Annotated in this window: 17 protein-coding genes and 1 other annotated feature; all 17 genes read right to left on the bottom strand. The window is 38.9% G+C overall.

What is annotated here, in order from left to right:
* Nucleotides 1–888: 888 nt before the first annotated feature.
* The 17 genes from nusG to X953_RS00515 all read right to left on the bottom strand — a co-directional run bounded on the left by nusG (nucleotide 889) and on the right by X953_RS00515 (nucleotide 17884).
* The gene (gene nusG, locus X953_RS00595) at nucleotides 889–1425 is read right to left on the bottom strand and encodes a transcription termination/antitermination protein NusG (RefSeq protein ID WP_040953939.1); all 537 of its coding nucleotides are present in this window, start codon (nucleotides 1423–1425) and stop codon (nucleotides 889–891) included.
* Between the two features lie 182 nt (nucleotides 1426–1607).
* Nucleotides 1608–1775 (bottom strand): preprotein translocase subunit SecE, encoded by a 168-nt coding sequence (gene secE, locus X953_RS00590; protein ID WP_040953938.1) that lies wholly within the window; start codon nucleotides 1773–1775, stop codon nucleotides 1608–1610.
* A 35-nt stretch (nucleotides 1776–1810) separates the two neighbouring features.
* Nucleotides 1811–1960, bottom strand: coding sequence for a 50S ribosomal protein L33 (gene rpmG, locus X953_RS19290; protein WP_084715576.1), 150 nt, complete (start codon nucleotides 1958–1960; stop codon nucleotides 1811–1813).
* Between the two features lie 107 nt (nucleotides 1961–2067).
* Complete coding sequence (sigH, locus tag X953_RS00585; RefSeq protein ID WP_040953937.1) at nucleotides 2068–2715, bottom strand: RNA polymerase sporulation sigma factor SigH; 648 nt, start codon at nucleotides 2713–2715, stop codon at nucleotides 2068–2070.
* 130 nt (nucleotides 2716–2845) lie between these two features.
* Nucleotides 2846–3355, bottom strand: a complete 510-nt coding sequence (locus X953_RS00580) for an NYN domain-containing protein (RefSeq protein WP_019375552.1) — start codon at nucleotides 3353–3355, stop codon at nucleotides 2846–2848.
* Nucleotides 3355–4101, bottom strand: a complete 747-nt coding sequence (gene rlmB, locus X953_RS00575) for a 23S rRNA (guanosine(2251)-2'-O)-methyltransferase RlmB (RefSeq protein WP_040953936.1) — start codon at nucleotides 4099–4101, stop codon at nucleotides 3355–3357. The genes X953_RS00580 and rlmB overlap by 1 nt, the downstream gene beginning before the upstream one ends.
* Before the next feature lies 1 nt (nucleotide 4102).
* Nucleotides 4103–4501: a Mini-ribonuclease 3 gene (locus tag X953_RS00570; protein ID WP_040953935.1), complete on the bottom strand. Its 399-nt coding sequence runs from the start codon at nucleotides 4499–4501 to the stop codon at nucleotides 4103–4105.
* Nucleotides 4502–4503: 2 nt separating this feature from the next.
* Nucleotides 4504–5910, bottom strand: coding sequence for a cysteine--tRNA ligase (gene cysS, locus X953_RS00565; protein ID WP_040953934.1), 1407 nt, complete (start codon nucleotides 5908–5910; stop codon nucleotides 4504–4506).
* Entirely contained in the window at nucleotides 5891–6559 is a 669-nt protein-coding gene (cysE, locus tag X953_RS00560; RefSeq protein WP_040953933.1) for a serine O-acetyltransferase, read from the bottom strand. Before cysE ends, cysS begins: the two co-directional genes overlap by 20 nt.
* Nucleotides 6560–6759: 200 nt before the next feature.
* Nucleotides 6760–6973: a binding site (T-box leader), on the bottom strand.
* Between the two features lie 42 nt (nucleotides 6974–7015).
* A complete protein-coding gene (gene gltX, locus X953_RS00555; protein WP_040953932.1) occupies nucleotides 7016–8485 on the bottom strand; it encodes a glutamate--tRNA ligase in 1470 nt (489 codons plus the stop codon).
* Nucleotides 8486–8689: 204 nt separating this feature from the next.
* Nucleotides 8690–9787, bottom strand: a complete 1098-nt coding sequence (locus X953_RS00550; RefSeq protein ID WP_040953931.1) for a PIN/TRAM domain-containing protein — start codon at nucleotides 9785–9787, stop codon at nucleotides 8690–8692.
* 242 nt (nucleotides 9788–10029) lie between these two features.
* On the bottom strand, nucleotides 10030–11403 hold the full coding sequence (gene radA / locus X953_RS00545) for a DNA repair protein RadA (RefSeq protein ID WP_040953930.1): 1374 nt from the start codon (nucleotides 11401–11403) through the stop codon (nucleotides 10030–10032).
* Nucleotides 11404–12485: 1082 nt separating this feature from the next.
* Nucleotides 12486–14912 carry an ATP-dependent protease ATP-binding subunit ClpC gene (clpC, locus tag X953_RS00535; RefSeq protein WP_040953928.1) on the bottom strand — a complete coding sequence of 809 codons (2427 nt, stop codon included), beginning with the start codon at nucleotides 14910–14912 and terminating at the stop codon, nucleotides 12486–12488.
* Between the two features lie 17 nt (nucleotides 14913–14929).
* On the bottom strand, nucleotides 14930–15994 hold the full coding sequence (locus X953_RS00530; RefSeq protein WP_040953927.1) for a protein arginine kinase: 1065 nt from the start codon (nucleotides 15992–15994) through the stop codon (nucleotides 14930–14932).
* On the bottom strand, nucleotides 15991–16542 hold the full coding sequence (locus X953_RS00525; protein ID WP_040953926.1) for a UvrB/UvrC motif-containing protein: 552 nt from the start codon (nucleotides 16540–16542) through the stop codon (nucleotides 15991–15993). Before X953_RS00525 ends, X953_RS00530 begins: the two co-directional genes overlap by 4 nt.
* A gap of 13 nt (nucleotides 16543–16555) precedes the next feature.
* Nucleotides 16556–17023: a CtsR family transcriptional regulator gene (locus tag X953_RS00520; RefSeq protein WP_040953925.1), complete on the bottom strand. Its 468-nt coding sequence runs from the start codon at nucleotides 17021–17023 to the stop codon at nucleotides 16556–16558.
* A 207-nt stretch (nucleotides 17024–17230) separates the two neighbouring features.
* Entirely contained in the window at nucleotides 17231–17884 is a 654-nt protein-coding gene (locus tag X953_RS00515; protein ID WP_052349996.1) for an MgtC/SapB family protein, read from the bottom strand.
* Nucleotides 17885–18083: the final 199 nt, after the last annotated feature.

The raw sequence follows: 18083 nt of genomic DNA, 5'->3' as shown, positions 1-18083 counted from the left end.
TGCTTTTTGAATAAATAATTTAAAGCTATTTATTGGGACATCCATTGATTCGCAAAATGGATAAACTGCGACGTAACTTTTCGTCTTTAGCGTATAAAAATAACTTTGTTGCTGGAAAGTTCACTGAAATATTGAATCTGAATACACCACCGCTACGGAAAACACTGCGCTTTTCGGGGGCGGCTGATGAGCCTCCTCATGCTAACGCATTCCGGGGTCTCACCTATGCCTCATTTCCCCCAGAAGTCTCCGTATTTTCCTCCGCTCAGAGTAAATTCTAAAAAATATTAAATTCTTTTTAAAAACTGAAATGAACGTATTTTTATATCTCGAGTACAAGTTTGTAGGACCTTATCCTATCGTTTTCTGCACGACCCACTTAAAAAATTAGATGATGCTGCTCCGTGTCCTAAAGTTTAAAGCGTATACCAATTGATTGGAGCGGAATGCGGCAATCTAAGAACGCCACGTCCTGGGACTGCGCTAACTCGTCCCATCGAAAACATTTGTGGCAACGATTGCATGACCAACGTCCTGTTCGCCCGCGACTCCTGCCGGAATAGCATGAGGCGAAGACCCTGGACGGAGCGTAGCGGAGGAAGCGGCTGAGGCCATGCCGGGCGGCAAAGAAGACACTGTGAGGTAACGAACAGATGTCGCGCTTGTACCCGGAGGTGTGAAAGCGCCGCCTGAAACGCAAATCAATGGGTGCTTCTTCTGTAAAATGAATTACTCCGTCCACCACAAGTTACGTCGCAGTTTCCTCCTACTATGAAATAGTAAAATTATACGAGGTGAGATATGTACCCCAACATTTGCAATCGAGCCAAATAATTATCAATCTAAAAATATAAGCCCCTCTCAAGTTGCGAGGGGCTTATCAAAGAATTACGATAGTTTTTCTATTTGAGAGAAGTCCAGTTCTACTGGAGTCTCTCTGCCGAACATATTTACATGAACTTTTACTTTTTGTTTATCAATATCAATGTGTTCAATCGTGCCTGTAAAGTCAGTAAATGGTCCATCTGTTACCTTAACGCTTTCTTTCACTTCAAAGTCCACCTGTACAGCGGTTTCCGTAACACCCATACGTTTAAGTACAGCCTCTGCCTCTTCCGGCCACAACGGTGTCGGCTTTGTCCCGCCACCACTTGAACCGATAAAGCCTGTTACCCCAGGCGTGTTCCGCACAACATACCAAGAGTCATCAGTCATAATCATTTCAGTTAATACATAGCCTGGGAAAAACTTCTTTTTAGAGACCTTCTTTTTACCGTTCTTTATCTCTGTCTCTTCATCTTCGGGCACAATCACACGAAAAATTTTATCCTCCATGCCCATTGTCTCTACCCGCTTTTCCAGGTTCATTTTTACCTTGTTTTCATATCCAGAATACGTATGAACAACATACCAATTTTTCTCCATTTGTCCAGGACAATTTGTTTGCCCTTCCCTCCCTTTGTATGGAATAATGCTTTCCAGCAATTTATTAGCAATGCTTACCAATGTTTTTGTTGCAATTTAAAAAACCCGTTTACCGGGTTTTCAAATTGAAATATTATTATCCATTATAGCATAAACATAATATTATTATTCAACTAATATTATTAAAGTAAGTTTAATAATTGCGAGATTCCTAAATCAATTAAAAAGAAAAATACTGCTACAAAGGCTACTGTAGTAATAACAGTTATTGTATAGCTTGTTAGTTCCTTACCCTTGGGCCAGCTTACCTTTTTCATTTCTCTTGATACATTTTTAAGAAATTTAAACATGCTTGTACCCCCAAACTCTACCTAAAATCCAGTCTCTATTTTGTCTCACGATGCAGCGTATGCTTACCACAACTTTTACAATATTTCTGTACTTCCAGTCTTGTAGGTTGCGTGGATACATTCTTCGTTGTCGTATAGTTTCTATTTGAACATAGTGAACATGCTAATGTTACTTTTTTACTCATCTTTCTCACCCCAAAGCCTGGGAATCTATAATTTATCTAAAAACGTGACATCTTCCGTCTGCTAGTATAAATGTAGCATGGTTAGAAAAAAGTGTCAACGCTTGCCATTAAGAGTTTTTACTAGCTTCCATCAATTGTTCCAACTTACGCTTGACACGTTGAAGTGCATTATCTATTGATTTTACATGCCGCTTCAATTCTACTGATATTTCCTGATAGGTTCGGCCATCCAAATATAAATGCAGCACCTGTTTTTCCAACTCGCTTAATAATTCAGATAATTTCGTTTCTAAATCTCCAAACTTCTCTCTGTTCACTAGTAATTCCTGTGGGTCAATTGCTTTTGATCCCGCTATTACATCCAGAAGCGTTCGATCAGATTCTTCGTCATATATTGGCTTGTCCAAAGATACATAGGAATTAAGCGGGAGATGTTTTTGACGAGTCGCTGTTTTTATTGCTGTTATAATCTGTCTGGTGACACAAAGCTCTGCAAAACCTTTAAAGGACGATAATTTCTCTCCATCATAATCACGTATCGCTTTATAAAGACCGATCATTCCCTCTTGAATAATATCCTCTCTATCTGCACCAATGAGAAAGTACGTTCGCGCTTTTGCACGAACGAAGTTTTTATATTTATTTATAAGAAAATCCAGGGCACGACTGTTACCCTGTTGCACTAAAGCGATTACCTCATTATCATCCAGTACACCTAATTTGCTATCGTCTATGTCCAGCTGATCGACATTCACTCAGAATGACCTCCTGACTAACGTGCAGTCATTATAAAAGTCATTATACAGTAAGCGCTTCATTATAGTCAATAACTGGATAAAAGCTTTTCCCCATTTACAGAGGGGTTTACCTTACTTTTGGGTAGCATTATAAATCCCCTCTGCGCCATTTTTCAAACTTTTCCAGTATACTATCATCTAAAGGAATCTTTGCTTTTGCTTTAATATTTTTATGTGAGTCAATACTTTCTTCGATTTCTTTTTCGATATTTTTTAACTCAATGTACAGTTCTCTTGCAGACTTCCTTAATGCACCACGCCCAAAAATGGTACGTTGCTCTGCAAAATCGGAAGTGGCAACATATACCTGTGTTTGGACATTTTTTAACTTTTTAACAAGCTTTTCAATACATTCATCTGCGGTCTCTTTCTCTTTAGTGTAGATAATCTCTACTTTATAAGCCTCCTGCTTACTTGCTATTCCCTTAACATAGTAAGCATCGAAGACCACAATTACCCGATAACCTGAATATGCTTGATATTCTGCCATTCGTTCTATCAGTCTGTCTCTGGCTTGTCCAATATCTACTTCTTTTAATCGTTGCAACTCTTCCCATGCTCCGATAATGTTATAGCCATCCACCACTAAAATAAACATTACTTATCACCAATTGCGAACCTTTTTCGATATACTTCATAAAGTAATAGACTGCATGCAACAGAAGCATTTAAGGAAGAAACCTTTCCTCGCATAGGCAGGCTAACTGTCCAGTCACATTTTTTGTGAACAAGTCTACTCATCCCTTTTCCTTCATTTCCTATTACCAAACCAATTGGTAATGCACCATCAAGTTTGCGGTAGTCCTCTGTTGCGTCCGCTTCTGTTCCAACAATCCAAACATTTCTTTCCTTCAATTCATCTATCGTATTTGCAATGTTAGTTACACGGGCAACAGGAATATGTTCTATTGCTCCAGCAGATGTCTTTGCCACAGTAGCTGTCAGACCAACCGAACGGTGTTTTGGAATAATCACTCCATGGGCCCCTGTGGCATCCGCTGTACGTAAGATGGAGCCTAGATTATGTGGGTCTTCCAATTCATCCAAAATGACAAAGAACGGCTCTTCTTCTCTTTCAGCTGCGTTTTGAAATAAATCTTCCAAAGAAGCATATTGGTATGAAGCAACATATGCAATAACTCCCTGATGATTTTCCTTTGTAAGCTGATCTAGTCTATTCCGTGGAACTTTCTGCACCACCGTCCCAGCTGATTTGCTTAAACTAATTAACTTTCCCTGGGCGCCAGAATTTAATTGCTCAGAAAGAAGAACCTTATTTACCGATCGTCCGGACTTCAAAGCTTCAATTACCGGATTTTTACCAACAATTATTTCTTGTTCCATTTTAATCGTTCCTCCCTTCTAAAAAATGTACCGCTTTTTCCATCAATTCATTTAATCTGTCTTGATGATTTAAGAGATAATGATACCCAAGTAGAGCTTCAAATGCGGTACTGTAACGATATGCCTGTACACTTATATTCTTAGGTATGGAGCCGGATTTGGCATTTCTCCCTCTGGCAACTACCCGCTCTTCTTCTTCAGAGAGCATTCCACTTTCCAACCAGTATAATACCACTTGAGCCTGTGCCTTTCCCGACACAAATTTTATTGCCTGTTTGTGGAGCTGCTGAGGCTTCACCTGGCCCTCCTTAAGAAGATGTTCTCTTATATATACTTCATAAACAGCATCTCCCATATAGGCAAGTGCCAGGCTTTTCATTTGTTTAACATCCTGTTTCATGATTAGCCCCTTCTCCAGCGTACCCCTTGGGCAGTATCTTCCAACATAATTCCTTTTTCCTTCAATATATCTCTTATTTCATCTGCTCTAGCAAAATTACGAGTTGTTCTCGCCTCATTTCTTTCTGCTATTAGTGTTTCAATCTCTTCATCAAGTAAATCCGCTTCTTCTTCAACCGTTACTCCTAAGACATTCATCAAATCACGTATGGATTCCTGAAAAGCATCGATAATCTTAGTAGATGTTTGACTTTCCTGTAGATAGACATTGGCTTCTTTTGTGATGTCAAAGATTACAGAAATCGCATTAGCAGTGTTAAAGTCATCATCCATTTCTTCTTCAAATTGCTTCTTCAGATCCTCAATTCTCTTCAACCAATCTTCCTGTCCCTGATTACTTACTAAGTCCATACTCGAATTTTTCCTATGCTCCAAATTGGAATATGCCGTCTTAATTCGTTCAAGGCTATTCTCCGCACTTTCAAGTAACTCCGCTGAAAAGTTTATCGGATGGCGATAATGCACACTTAGCATAAAGAAACGCAACACCTGTGGATTATGCTGATTAATTAGATCTCTCGTCAACACAAAATTCCCGAGTGACTTAGACATCTTCTCATTTTCAATATTAATATACCCATTATGCATCCAATATCTCGCAAAGGATTTTCCTGTCATTGCCTCCGATTGAGCAATTTCGTTCTCGTGATGCGGAAAAGTAAGATCTTGACCACCTGCATGTATATCAATTGTGTCACCAAGATACTTCTTAACCATTGCAGAGCATTCAATATGCCAACCAGGACGCCCTTCACCCCACGGCGAATCCCACGCAATTTCTCCATCTTTTGCCTTTTTCCACAAAGCAAAATCGAGCGGGTCTTCCTTTTTTTCTCCTACCTGAATCCTCGCTCCAGACCGTAATTCATCCACAGATTGATGAGACAATTTACCATACCCTTCAAAGGCACGGGGCTTAAAGTATACATCGCCTTCTACTGAGTAGGCATAGCCTTTCTGAACCAATGCATCAATGAATTGAATAATATCATCCATTGTCTCCATTACTCGCGGATTATGTGTTGCTTGCTTTACCCCTAATGCGCCTACATCTTCAAGGTAAGCATTAATAAATTTTTCCGCAACTGCAGGGACTTCTTCCCCTAATTCTTTTGCTGCTTTAATAATTTTATCATCTACATCCGTAAAATTTAGCACATAATCAACATGGAAACCTTTATATTCAAAATATCTTCGAACCGTATCAAACACGATAGCAGGTCTCGCATTTCCGATATGGATATAGTTGTATACCGTTGGCCCGCACACATACATGCTGACATGCCCTTCTTTTAATGGTTTGAACTCTTCCTTCTGCCTTTTCAATGTATTATAAATTTGTATCGGCATGACGGTTGCCCTCCTTCAGTTTGCTTATTTCCTTCTTCAATAAATCAATTTCATTTTGCAGGTTATTACATCGTTCCTCTACCGGATCAGGCATTTTATGATGGTCCAAATCTCTTCTTATTTTTTCCCCATTTTGTATTACTACCCTTCCTGGGATACCAACTACAGTTGAATGATCAGGCACATCCTTCAACACAACAGAGCCTCCACCAACCTTGGAGTTTTCCCCAATAGTAATTGACCCAAGAACTTTAGCTCCTGTAGCAATTAATGCATTATCCTTCACTGTAGGGTGCCTCTTCCCTTTTTCCTTACCAGTTCCCCCCAAGGTCACCCCCTGGAAAATAGTAACATTATCACCAATCTCACACGTCTCCCCGATGACAACGCCCATTCCATGATCAATGAACAGCCTTCGCCCTATTTTAGCGCCTGGGTGGATTTCAATCCCTGTAAAAAAACGGCTTATCTGTGAAATAACTCGAGCAATAAAGAATAACTTTCTTTTATAAAAAGCATGAGCAAGTCGGTGTGACCAAACCGCATGCAGCCCTGAGTAGGTTAGAGCAACTTCTATATAGGTTCGTGCAGCTGGATCCTGTTCAAATACTACATCCATGTCTTCCCTCATTCGCTTAATGAACCCCATCTCATCAACCTCCCCGTACCTATTTGTACCTATTTTGAAAAAGCTTAAGAGAATCCCTCCCACAAAAATTGCAAGTTCTTGCGGAAGGCGTAGAATTCTTGCCAAACATTCATTTACAGTACTACCAAGTTACTTCACAGTATATATTCTGTGATTTTTATCGTTTTCCAAGAACCTAAAAAAGCGTCTCTGTGCATATACACAGAGACGCTTTTTGCGCGGTCCCACTCTGTTTGGAGAACTCTCCCAACTCTTACTCTCATAACGGGAGAGCCTGCCGCCGTTATGTACTTTCTTATTCCATAACGGACTCAGAGGAGCACTTCAACATCGACGCTTAAAATCACTCTCAGCCTAGGTGATTCTCTCTGAATAAGCTATTCGAAATTTACTTTCCCTCATCATCGTTCTGTATTTTATTAATACTATATACTATTTTAGTTTAGGTGTGAATGATTATGCTCCTAATTGTTTTAAAACTTTATCAAGACGGGCCAAAATCACTTTTCTGCCTAATAACTCAATAGCCATCGGTAGCTCCGGACCATGCGTTTGTCCAGTGGTCGCTACCCTGATCGGCATAAATAGTTTCTTTCCGCGATGCCCTGTTTCCTTCTGTGTTGCTTTGATCTGTGCCTTAATGGAAGCAGCTGTGAAATCGTCCAAATGAATAAGCTTATCTGCAAATACTTGTAAGACTTCCGGAACCTGCTCCTCTTGAAGTACATCCATCGCGCCTTCATCGTAATTTATTTCTTCGTTGAAGAATAGCTCTGTTAATTCAACTATCTCCGCGCCATAACGTAGCTGTTCACGGTATAGAGAAATGACTTTCTCCGCCCATTCTCTTTCCTCATCACTCATATTCTCAGCTAATTTGCCTGCTTCAATAAGATGAGGCATAGCCAGGTCAATAACCGTACTTAAATCAGCAGCTTTTATATATTCATTGTTCATCCACTTCAATTTGTGACGGTCAAAGATTGCGGCAGAAGTTGACAAGCGTTCAGGGTCAAAAATCTTGATCAATGTTTCTTTATCGAAAATTTCCTCTTCGCCTACCGGTGACCATCCTAACAAAGTGATGAAATTGAACAATGCTTGAGGCAAATAACCTAAGTTACGGTATTGCTCAATAAATTGCAAGATATGCTGGTCACGTTTACTTAACTTTTTACGTTCTTCGTTTAAAATTAACGTCATATGTCCAAACGTAGGAGCAGTCCAACCAAACGCATCATAGACCATCATCTGTTTCGGTGTATTGGAAATATGCTCTTCCCCACGTAAAACATGCGTGATCTTCATTAAGTAATCATCAATTGCTACAGCAAAGTTATATGTTGGAATACCATTTTTCTTTACAATAACCCAATCACCGAAGTCGCTGGATTCAAATGTGATATTACCACGTACCAAATCATGGAAGGTATATGTTTGGTTTGCTGGCACACGCATACGAATGCTCGGCTTTCTTCCTTCTTTTTCAAATTGCTCTATCTCTTCAGTTGTAAGATTAGCATGTGCTCCGGAGTACTTAGGAACTTGTCCTTTTGCTCGTTGCTCCTCACGCTCTGCCTCCAACTCTTCTTCTGTCATATAACATTTATATGCTAAACCTCTTTCAAGAAGCTGATCCACATACTTGTTATATAAATCGAGCCTTTCCATTTGGCGATATGGCCCATAATCTCCGCCGATATCTGCACCTTCATCCCATTCAATACCAAGCCACTTCAAGAACATGAGCTGGCTTTCTTCGCCGCCAGCAACGTTGCGCTTATCATCTGTATCCTCAATTCGAATAATAAATTTACCATCAAAATGCTTAGCATATAAGAAATTGAATAATGCAGTACGAGCATTCCCTATATGCAAATGACCGGTTGGGCTTGGTGCATACCTTACACGAACTTCCTCTGTCATGATGTTACCCCTTTCCATAATCTGCTTTAATTTTATCTTTAATTAGGTTCTACTTCAACTATCGTAAATAGTTCCTTCACGTTTCCATAATTTTATTCACCATGGCTGTACGAGAACAGATAGTGTATAACCTTTCTCATCCTTAATTAAGTATAACAAAAAGTGATAACATTTTCTGTTATCACTTTATTAGTTATACCCTTTTTACTGTGCTTTTTCAAGTAATTTTGGTTTCGCAAAGATCATTCTGCCTGCAGAAGTCTGAAGCACACTTGTGATTAAAACTTCTATTGTTTTTCCAATATAATCTCTGCCTTCTTCTACTACAATCATCGTTCCATCATCTAAATAAGCGATGCCTTGGTTCTGCTCTTTACCGTCTTTAATAACCTGAACAACTAACTCTTCTCCCGGAAGAACTACCGGCTTAACAGCATTAGCAAGATCATTGATATTCAGTACAGCAACACCTTGCAGATCACAGACTTTGTTTAAATTAAAATCATTTGTAACTACAATACCATTCATAACTTTCGCGAGCTTTATCAGTTTGCTGTCTACCTCCTGAATTTCCTCAAAATCGCCTTCATAGATTTCTACCTTTACAGGTAATTCTTTTTGAATACGATTCAGAACATCCAGACCTCTTCTACCCCTGTTCCTTTTTAAAACATCCGAAGAGTCAGCAATATGCTGTAATTCGCCTAGTACAAATTGCGGGATTACAATTGTACCTTCCAAGAAATTCGTTTGACATATGTCTGCAACTCGTCCGTCAATAATTACACTTGTATCAAGAATTTTAGGTTTTGGAAGAGACATGTCATCACTGTCCGCTTCCTGGACCTTCCTTTTATCACGATCTTTCTTACTTATATTCATCAGATTAATAAACTCTTCTCTACGTCTAAAGCCTACCTGGAATCCTAAATAACCTAATAATATCATGATAAATAGCGGTATAACCTGTGAAATGACCTCAATATTAATATCCTGCAGTGGACGATTAATAAAATATGCAATAACAAGGCCTACAATTAATCCAATACTACCAAAAAATAAATCTCCAGCGGGTAACTTGATTAATGCATCCTCAACCCACTTCAAGAAACCAACAATATACCCTGCTAGCCAATAGGATACGATAAAAAATATAATTGCACCAACAGCTGTTCCCAAATATGGGGATGTGGCCCATCGTGCATCTGTAAAATCTAATAAATTAATAATATCTGGTATATATAAATACCCAATGGTACCGCCCAAAATAATAAAGAATAAATGAACAATCTTTCTTAGCACCACTGTCACCTCCTAGCTTATATTATTACCTTTTTCAGTAAAAAATAATCCTACGAAAGAAACAATTATGAAACCTATTGCATTTTCCCGTAAAAAATAATAATTCTCATCTCATGGAAGAGTCTTGTCTATCAACAAATGTCTTATTTATAATTTGTTTTATCATAGCATACATGAGTAACATGCTCAATAAATAAAATCTTATATTCTACCATAACTTAATATTCATATCAATAGAAATGCTATCTGCTAACCCCTATATCCAATGCTTCCTGAACCGTACTAACACCTATTACTTCAATATTCTTTGGTATTGTCCAGCCCTCAAGATTATTTTTCGGGCATATTACACGTTTAAATCCTAGTTTTGCAGCTTCTTGGACTCGTTGTTCAATACGGGAAACTCTTCTTATTTCACCAGTTAAGCCTACTTCACCAACAAATATATCTTCAGGATTTGTGGGTTGATCCCTAAAGCTTGAAGCAATACTCACTGCAACTGCCAAGTCAATAGCCGGTTCATCTAATTTAACCCCTCCAGCTACTTTTATATATGCATCCTGATTTTGTAACATCAGCCCTACTCTTTTTTCCAGTACAGCCATTAATAAAGGTACGCGGTTATTATCAATGCCAGTAGCCATCCTCCTTGGGTTACCAAAGGCGGATGGAGATATTAAAGCCTGAATCTCTACCAGTACAGGTCTCGTTCCCTCCATGGAGGCTACAACGGTAGATCCAGCAGCTCCTTGAGATCTTTCTTCAAGAAAGATTTCAGAAGGATTCATTACCTCACGAAGCCCTTCTTCTTTCATTTCAAAGATTCCCATTTCATTCGTACTTCCGAAACGATTTTTTACACCTCTCAGAATACGATACGTATGGTGTCGTTCCCCCTCAAAATAAAGAACGGCGTCAACCATATGTTCCAATAAGCGTGGGCCGGCAATAGCGCCCTCCTTTGTAACATGGCCAACAATAAAAATTGGTATTCCATTTGTTTTTGCTATTTTCATCAATTCACTTGTAGATTCTCGAACTTGTGAAACACTTCCCGGTGCGCTTGTTACCTCTTCTCGATAAACTGTTTGTATCGAATCGACAACAACCAGAGAAGGCTTTACTTCTTCAATCTGCTTGGCAATATCGAATAAATTTGTTTCAGCAAGGACATAGAGCTGATCAGCCTTAATGCCTAACCGATCGGCGCGTAACTTTGTTTGCCTTGTAGATTCTTCACCCGATATATAAAGAACTGGTAATTGCTTCTCTGCCAATTGGGAAGAAATCTGAAGTAACAAGGTAGATTTCCCAATCCCCGGATCCCCGCCAATTAATACAAGAGAGCCTAGAACAATTCCGCCCCCAAGAACCCGGTTAAATTCTTTCATCGTTGTAGTAATTCTCGGTTCCTTTTGTGATTCAATGGAAGTAATACTTTCCGGCTTCCCTGCAGGTTTCCCACCAACATTGAATGTATGGTTACCTCGCCCACCAGTTGCTGCAACTTCTTCTACTAACGTATTCCAGTTGTTACATCCGGGGCATTTCCCCATCCATTTAGCTGATTCATATCCACATTCTTGACATACATACTTTGTTTTTCTTTTTGCCAATAGACTCTACTCCTTCACTATCTATTGTATACGAAAAATATAACCATAAAGTTACAGCTATCTATCAATTTATAAAAAAATTTCCTTATCGTTGCCACATTTTATACTATTTTTAGTTCTAGGTATAAGGTTTCCCATTTATCTGGAGATGGAAAAGCATACATCTTCAATGAGAATAAACGGTAATAGATATCAACCTTCATGCATTCAGATTTTGAATTACTTTCCATTTTAATTTTTAGAAATTACTTTAAAAATAGGTTCAATTGCATTTGGGCTTAAATGTTACCTCGTACATTCATAGTAGGAGGAAACTACGAACTAAAATATATCTCATTTTAAGGAAGCGGATGGCCCCATTGATTTCCGCTGCAGGGGGACGCTTTCACACCTCCGGGTACAAGTGCGACATCTGTTCGTGGCCTCACAGTGTCTTCTTTGCCACCGGCATGGCTTCAGCCGCTTCCTCCGCTTCGCTCCGTCCAGGGTCTTCAGCTCATGCTATTCCGGTAGGAGTCGCGGGCCAACAGGACGTTGGTCATGCAATCGTTGCCACAAATGTTTTCGATGGGACGAGTTAGCGCAGTCCCAGGACGTGGCGTTCTTAGATTGCCCCCTTCCGCTCCAATCAATTTATATCTGCTTTAAAATTTTAAATGCCGAGTAGGCTTTTCACTTGTACTTGAAGATGTTAAGCAAGCTTTTTCCATTTAATGCTAAAGTCAATATTGCTGAAAAGTAAAATTAAGCGGAGGAAAATACGGAGACTTCTGGGGGAGATGAGGCATAGGTGAGACCCCCGAATGCGGTAGCATGAGGAGGCTCATCAGCCGCCCCCGAAAAGCGAAGTATTTTCCGTAGCGGTGGTGCAACCAGATTCAATATTTTAGTGATCTTTCCAGCAACAAAGATTTTTCAAAGTTAATACATACCTCCAGTTAATTCGCAGTTTATCCATATTACGAATTAATGCATAACCCTAACATATATTTTAGAGCCTCAAAAGAACCTATTAATGAGTAAAAAAGGCTAGAAGTATAATACCTCTAGCCTTTTTACAACTATAAGCTATATCCTAGGGTTTAGGATAGTATAGTATATTCACCTTTGCTGTTTAATCCTATCTTCACTTTCTGTCCTATAGCAATGTTCTCTTTTAATAGTTCTTCAGATAATAAATCTTCAATGTTCTTCTGAATTGATCTGCGTAACGGACGTGCGCCATACTCTGGATCAAATCCTTCATTGGCAATTTTCTCAATGGTTTTATCTGTTAAAGAAAGCTCGATATCCTGTTCCTTTAACCGATATTGTAATTGTTTAACCATAAGCGTTACAATATCTTTCATATGTTTTTTCTCAAGAGAATGGAAGACAATCATTTCATCAATACGGTTTAGAAATTCAGGGCGAAAAGCCTTTTTCATTTCTTCCGTAACCTTTGCCTTCATATCTTTATAATCCTGATTTTCTTCTCCTAAGTTAAAACCAACATATTTGTTACGCTTCAACTCACTTGCTCCGACGTTTGAGGTCATGATAAGAACCGTATTACGGAAATCCACTAGTCGTCCCTTTGAATCTGTCAGACGCCCATCTTCCAATACTTGTAATAGTATATTAAACACTTCAGGATGTGCTTTCTCTACTTCATCAAGAAGAACTACTGAATAAGGCTTTCTGCGCACCTTTTCTGTAAGCTGTCCACCTTCCTCATATCCAACATAACCCGGAGGTGACCCAACTAGTCTGGAGGTAGAATGTTTTTCCATGTACTCAGACATATCGATGCGGATCATGGCGTCCTCATCTGCAAACATTGCTTCGGCCAATGCTCTCGCAAGTTCTGTTTTACCAACACCAGTAGGTCCTAGGAAAATAAATGAACCGATTGGTCGCTTAGGATCTTTTAATCCTGCACGGGCTCTTCGAATTGCCTTAGACACCGCATTAACTGCCTCTTCCTGACCAATAACACGGCTATGCAATGTTTCTTCCAGATTTAGAAGACGATTACTTTCATCCTTTGTAAGTTTAGCAACCGGTACACCTGTCCAGATGGATACAACACTTGCGATATCCTCCATCGTTACTTCCGTGTCTGTCTGGCCTTGTTTTTCTTTCCATTTGTTTTTAGTATCTTCCAGTTCTTCACGAAGTCGTTGCTCGGAATCGCGTAAAGAAGCAGCTTTTTCAAATTCCTGGCTTTGTACAGCTGCATCCTTTTCTTTGCGAACTTCCTCTAGCTTTTTCTCAAGTTCTTTTAAATTAGGTGGAATGGTATAAGAACGTAAACGTACTTTTGAGCCAGCCTCATCAATAAGATCAATTGCTTTATCTGGTAAAAAACGATCTGTTATATAACGGTCCGATAGACTTGCAGCAGCTTCAATTGCTTCATCGGTAATGGTAACTCGATGATGTGCTTCATATCTGTCACGCAATCCATTAAGAATTTGTACGGTTTCCTCCAATGTTGGTTCATCCACTTGGATTGGCTGAAATCTGCGCTCCAATGCAGCATCCTTTTCAATATATTTCCGGTATTCATCCATCGTAGTCGCACCTATACATTGCAACTCACCACGGGCAAGGGAAGGCTTTAATATATTTGAGGCGTCAATGGCTCCTTCTGCACCACCTGCTCCGATTAATGTATGAAGCTCATCAATGAATAGAATGACATTGCCAGCCTGGCGAATTTCTTCCATTACTTTTTTCAAACGATCTTCAAATTCCCCCCGGTATTTGGTCCCTGCAACTACAGTTCCCATATCCAGTGTCATTACACGTTTATCTCTCAATGTTTCTGGAACTTCGTTATTTATTACCTGATGTGCCAATCCTTCTGCAACAGCAGTTTTACCCACTCCAGGTTCTCCAATAAGGACAGGGTTATTTTTCGTACGACGGCTTAGCACTTGGATGACTCGCTCAATCTCTTTGCTACGTCCGATAACAGGGTCGATCTTGCCTTCCTTGGCACTTTCCGTTAGATCTCTTGCCAAAGAATCCAATGTAGGTGTGCTGGCATTAGACTGCTGGCCACGTCCTTGTCTCCCTGCTTGAGATTCATTACTCCCTAATAACTGAAGCACCTGTTGTCTCGCTTTATTCAAGCTTACACCCAAGTTGTTTAGTACTCTGGCAGCGACACCTTCTCCCTCACGGATTAATCCTAAGAGAATATGCTCTGTTCCAACATAAGAATGCCCCAGTTTTCTAGCTTCATCCTGTGACAGTTCCACTACCTTTTTTGCTCTGGGAGTATAGTGAATGGATTGCATAGGTTGTTTGCCAACACCGATTAACTTTTCTACTTCTTCTTGAATCTGTGACACTTCCAGCCCCAAAGATTGAAGCGCCTTTGCAGCGATGCCATCCCCTTCTCTTACAAGCCCTAAAAGGATATGCTCTGTTCCTATATTATTGTGATGGAGCCTGACTGCTTCTTCCTGAGATAAAGCTAATACTTTTTGAGCTCGTTCAGTAAAACGTCCAAACATCATATAATTATTCCTCCTATCTATTTTTCTAACTGTAATCGTTCCCGTATAAGTGAGGCTCTTAAGATGTCACGCTCGTCAGGGTTTAATGTCTTACTAGCATATTGTTGCAAAAATCCAGGCTGTGTTAATATCATTAGCTCATTTAAAATGTTTTTAGACACATTAGTAATAATACCCAAATCTATCCCTAATCGAACATCGGAAAGGCATTTCGCTGCTTCCTTAGATTCCATTATTCGGCTATATTCTAAAACACCATAGGAGCGGTAAATACGATCTTCAAGTCTTTTACTCGATTGTTCCATGATTTGCATTCGTGCTTTTCGTTCATGATCAATGAGTTGTTCGACAACACTTTGTAAGTCTTCAACAATATCTTCTTCTGATTTACCAAGTGTGATTTGATTGGATATCTGATAAATATTCCCTACAGCTTCACTACCCTCACCATAGATACCTCTTACAACAAGCCCCAATTGGTTAATCGCTGGAATCATTCTGCTAATTTGCTTTGTAAGTGTCAAAGCAGGTAAATGCATCATTACAGAAGCCCGCATTCCTGTTCCAACATTTGTTGGGCAACTGGTCAAATAACCTCTTGTTTCATCAAAAGCATAGTTAATTTTTTCTTCAAGCCAATCATCAAATTCAAAGGATTTTTCCAATGCTTTATTTAACTGAAAGCCAGGTAAGTAAAACTGAATTCGAATATGATCCTCTTCATTAATCATGACAGATACCTGCTCATTTTCTGAAATTAAAGCAGCTGCAGTATCCGCATGTTTGACTAGATGAGGACTTATTAAATGTTTCTCAACTAAAACCTGGCGCTCTACTGCTGATAAATTCTGAATTGGCAGGAATGAAAAATCTTTATATTCCTCGAACGATTTATTTTCATAATTATCCTTAAAGAAATCCCGGATCTCTTCCAACTGGTTTGGGTCAGCCAGAATCGGATAAGTTGTGTTCGCAAAGTTACGCGCTAAACGAATACGACTACTTAGCACAATATCATTATCGGGACCTTCTTCTCGCATCCATGGACTGATTGCTTCGTTCATAAAATTCTGCAATGTCATGAGTTATCACCTGCTTCCGAGGAGTCACCCGTGTCATTTTCAAGTGCTTTAATTTTATCTCTTATTTTTGCTGCATCCTCAAAGGCTTCACTTTCTATTAAGTGCCTTAGCTGAGCTTTATAATTACTAATTTGTTTCTTCTTATGAAGGTCTCCGCCCTGGCGTTTAGGAATCTTTCCGTGGTGTTGTGTATTACCTGCATGAACACGTTTAAAAATTGGATCCAATCGATCAGCAAATGTTTCATAACAAACCGCACAACCAAATTTACCTACACGTTTAAATTGCGAATAACTCATTTCACATTTTGGGCATTGTAATTCTTTTACTTGCTTAAACACACCTTCATTATTGGACTCTTGTTTCAAAGAATCAAAGTTAAATAACCCTGAGAGAAGATTGTGCAAGGAATAACCTTCCTCTGGATAGGACATATAACCTTTTTCCTTAGCACATACTTCACACACATGCACCTCTGTCTTATTTCCATTAATCACCTGAGTAAAATGAAGTGTTGCAGGTCTTTCATGACATTCCTGACATTCCACCACAGATACCCCCTTACTCATTTAAATATTTTAAAGTTGAAAGCATCGCTGTTAATAATCGAGCACGTACTTCATCCCGCAACGGCAGCTGAAATGCCAATGTATTCCTCCCAATTGCACTTAGAATGAGTTTTGCCTCCCTAGTAGTAATTAAATCTTCCTCCAGAAGACGTTCAAGTATATCTACAGCTGCCTGCTGTGTAACAGTTGGATTAATCATTTCAATAATTTCATCAATTAATTCTGATTTGTCTTGGTGCTTCACCCGCATAATACGGATATAGCCACCGCCTCCACGTTTACTCTCTACTATATAACCTTTTTCCACAGTAAACCTAGTATTAATCACATAATTTATTTGCGAGGGGACACATTGAAACTGATCTGCAACCTCACTTCTTTTTATTTCAATTACATCTTTGCCTTTTGCTTGTAAGATTTCCTTTAAATGCTGTTCAATAATATCGGAAATATTACTCATATGCCCACCCCCTTACCACATATGTTTTGACTTTGACTATCTTTGACATTACCTATATTATACGATAATAAGACAAAGATGCAAATAGTATGTTCACTATTAATCTTTGACAAAAAAGGGTAAAATGAAACCTGCTGATCGCAAAGCTAACGTTTACTTTTTTATAAGGGGTATGAAACGTTTGAAAACTAGGAGAGGAAAAGAGTGCTATTTTAATTCATTCACACTCTTTACATCTTCAATTGCCGCAATACGATTAAACACCAAAACAGGATCTGTCTGCTTATCCGGCTCAATTCTAATAAAAATGTTTATCATATTATTTTCTAACTTTATGATCTCCACCTTTTTAATTTGTAGATTGACGCTTTCAAAGATGGAAACTACCTGGCCTATTTCTAACTGAGGATGAGCTACAATTTCAATTAATGAACTTTTACTTCGGTTTGTGAAGAGTTTTTCGAGATTGTTTAAAAATATGAGACTTAACAATATTACAAAAGTCGTAAAAATAGCCGGTGCATACATTCCAGCTCCGACTACCAGCCCAAGTCCAGCAACTGTCCATATAGAGGCAGCAGTTGTTAAACCTCGAATAGTACCTCCGTAAACAATAATGGTGCCAGCCCCTAAAAAACCAATTCCACTAATAACATAGGAAGGTATTCTTGCAGGATCAAATCTTATATTTTCATATTTATTAACCCAATCCTCAAAACCATAAAGGGATAGAAGCATCATAAGACATGCTCCAACACCTACTAATATGTGAGTACGAAAACCAGCTGAGTGATTTTTTAATTCTCGCTCAAAACCAATTAGACCAGATAACACAAGCGCTATTATAATTCTTGTCATCATTAGAAAAAAATCATCATCAGCTATATAATCTATGATTTCCTCCAGTTTCTGTCCCCCCTAACAAACTTAATTTTCTTATATTTTACCTTATGTAAAGCAGTACGCACAACAATAGCAATCATCACCTTTTAATATATATGTTATAAATCACAACAATATTATCCAGGACTTTCAAGTAGAGCCTTTTATTATATTATAA

Source organism: Virgibacillus sp. SK37, from assembly GCF_000725285.1.
GTDB lineage: Bacteria > Bacillota > Bacilli > Bacillales > Amphibacillaceae > Virgibacillus_Q.
Note: the sequence above shows the minus strand (reverse complement) of the source record. Positions and strands in the feature narration are given on the sequence as shown.

Coding starts and splice junctions, on each gene's coding strand:
- nusG (WP_040953939.1), bottom strand. CDS start 1,425: ATGGAGAAAAATTGGTATGTTGTTCATACGTATTCTGGATATGAAAAC.
- secE (WP_040953938.1), bottom strand. CDS start 1,775: ATGTTTAAATTTCTTAAAAATGTATCAAGAGAAATGAAAAAGGTAAGC.
- rpmG (WP_084715576.1), bottom strand. CDS start 1,960: ATGAGTAAAAAAGTAACATTAGCATGTTCACTATGTTCAAATAGAAAC.
- X953_RS00580 (WP_019375552.1), bottom strand. CDS start 3,355: ATGTTTATTTTAGTGGTGGATGGCTATAACATTATCGGAGCATGGGAA.
- rlmB (WP_040953936.1), bottom strand. CDS start 4,101: ATGGAACAAGAAATAATTGTTGGTAAAAATCCGGTAATTGAAGCTTTG.
- X953_RS00570 (WP_040953935.1), bottom strand. CDS start 4,501: ATGAAACAGGATGTTAAACAAATGAAAAGCCTGGCACTTGCCTATATG.
- cysS (WP_040953934.1), bottom strand. CDS start 5,910: ATGCCGATACAAATTTATAATACATTGAAAAGGCAGAAGGAAGAGTTC.
- cysE (WP_040953933.1), bottom strand. CDS start 6,559: ATGGGGTTCATTAAGCGAATGAGGGAAGACATGGATGTAGTATTTGAA.
- gltX (WP_040953932.1), bottom strand. CDS start 8,485: ATGACAGAGGAAGTTCGTGTAAGGTATGCACCAAGCCCAACCGGTCAT.
- clpC (WP_040953928.1), bottom strand. CDS start 14,912: ATGATGTTTGGACGTTTTACTGAACGAGCTCAAAAAGTATTAGCTTTA.
- X953_RS00530 (WP_040953927.1), bottom strand. CDS start 15,994: ATGACATTGCAGAATTTTATGAACGAAGCAATCAGTCCATGGATGCGA.
- X953_RS00520 (WP_040953925.1), bottom strand. CDS start 17,023: ATGAGTAATATTTCCGATATTATTGAACAGCATTTAAAGGAAATCTTA.
- X953_RS00515 (WP_052349996.1), bottom strand. CDS start 17,884: ATGATGACAAGAATTATAATAGCGCTTGTGTTATCTGGTCTAATTGGT.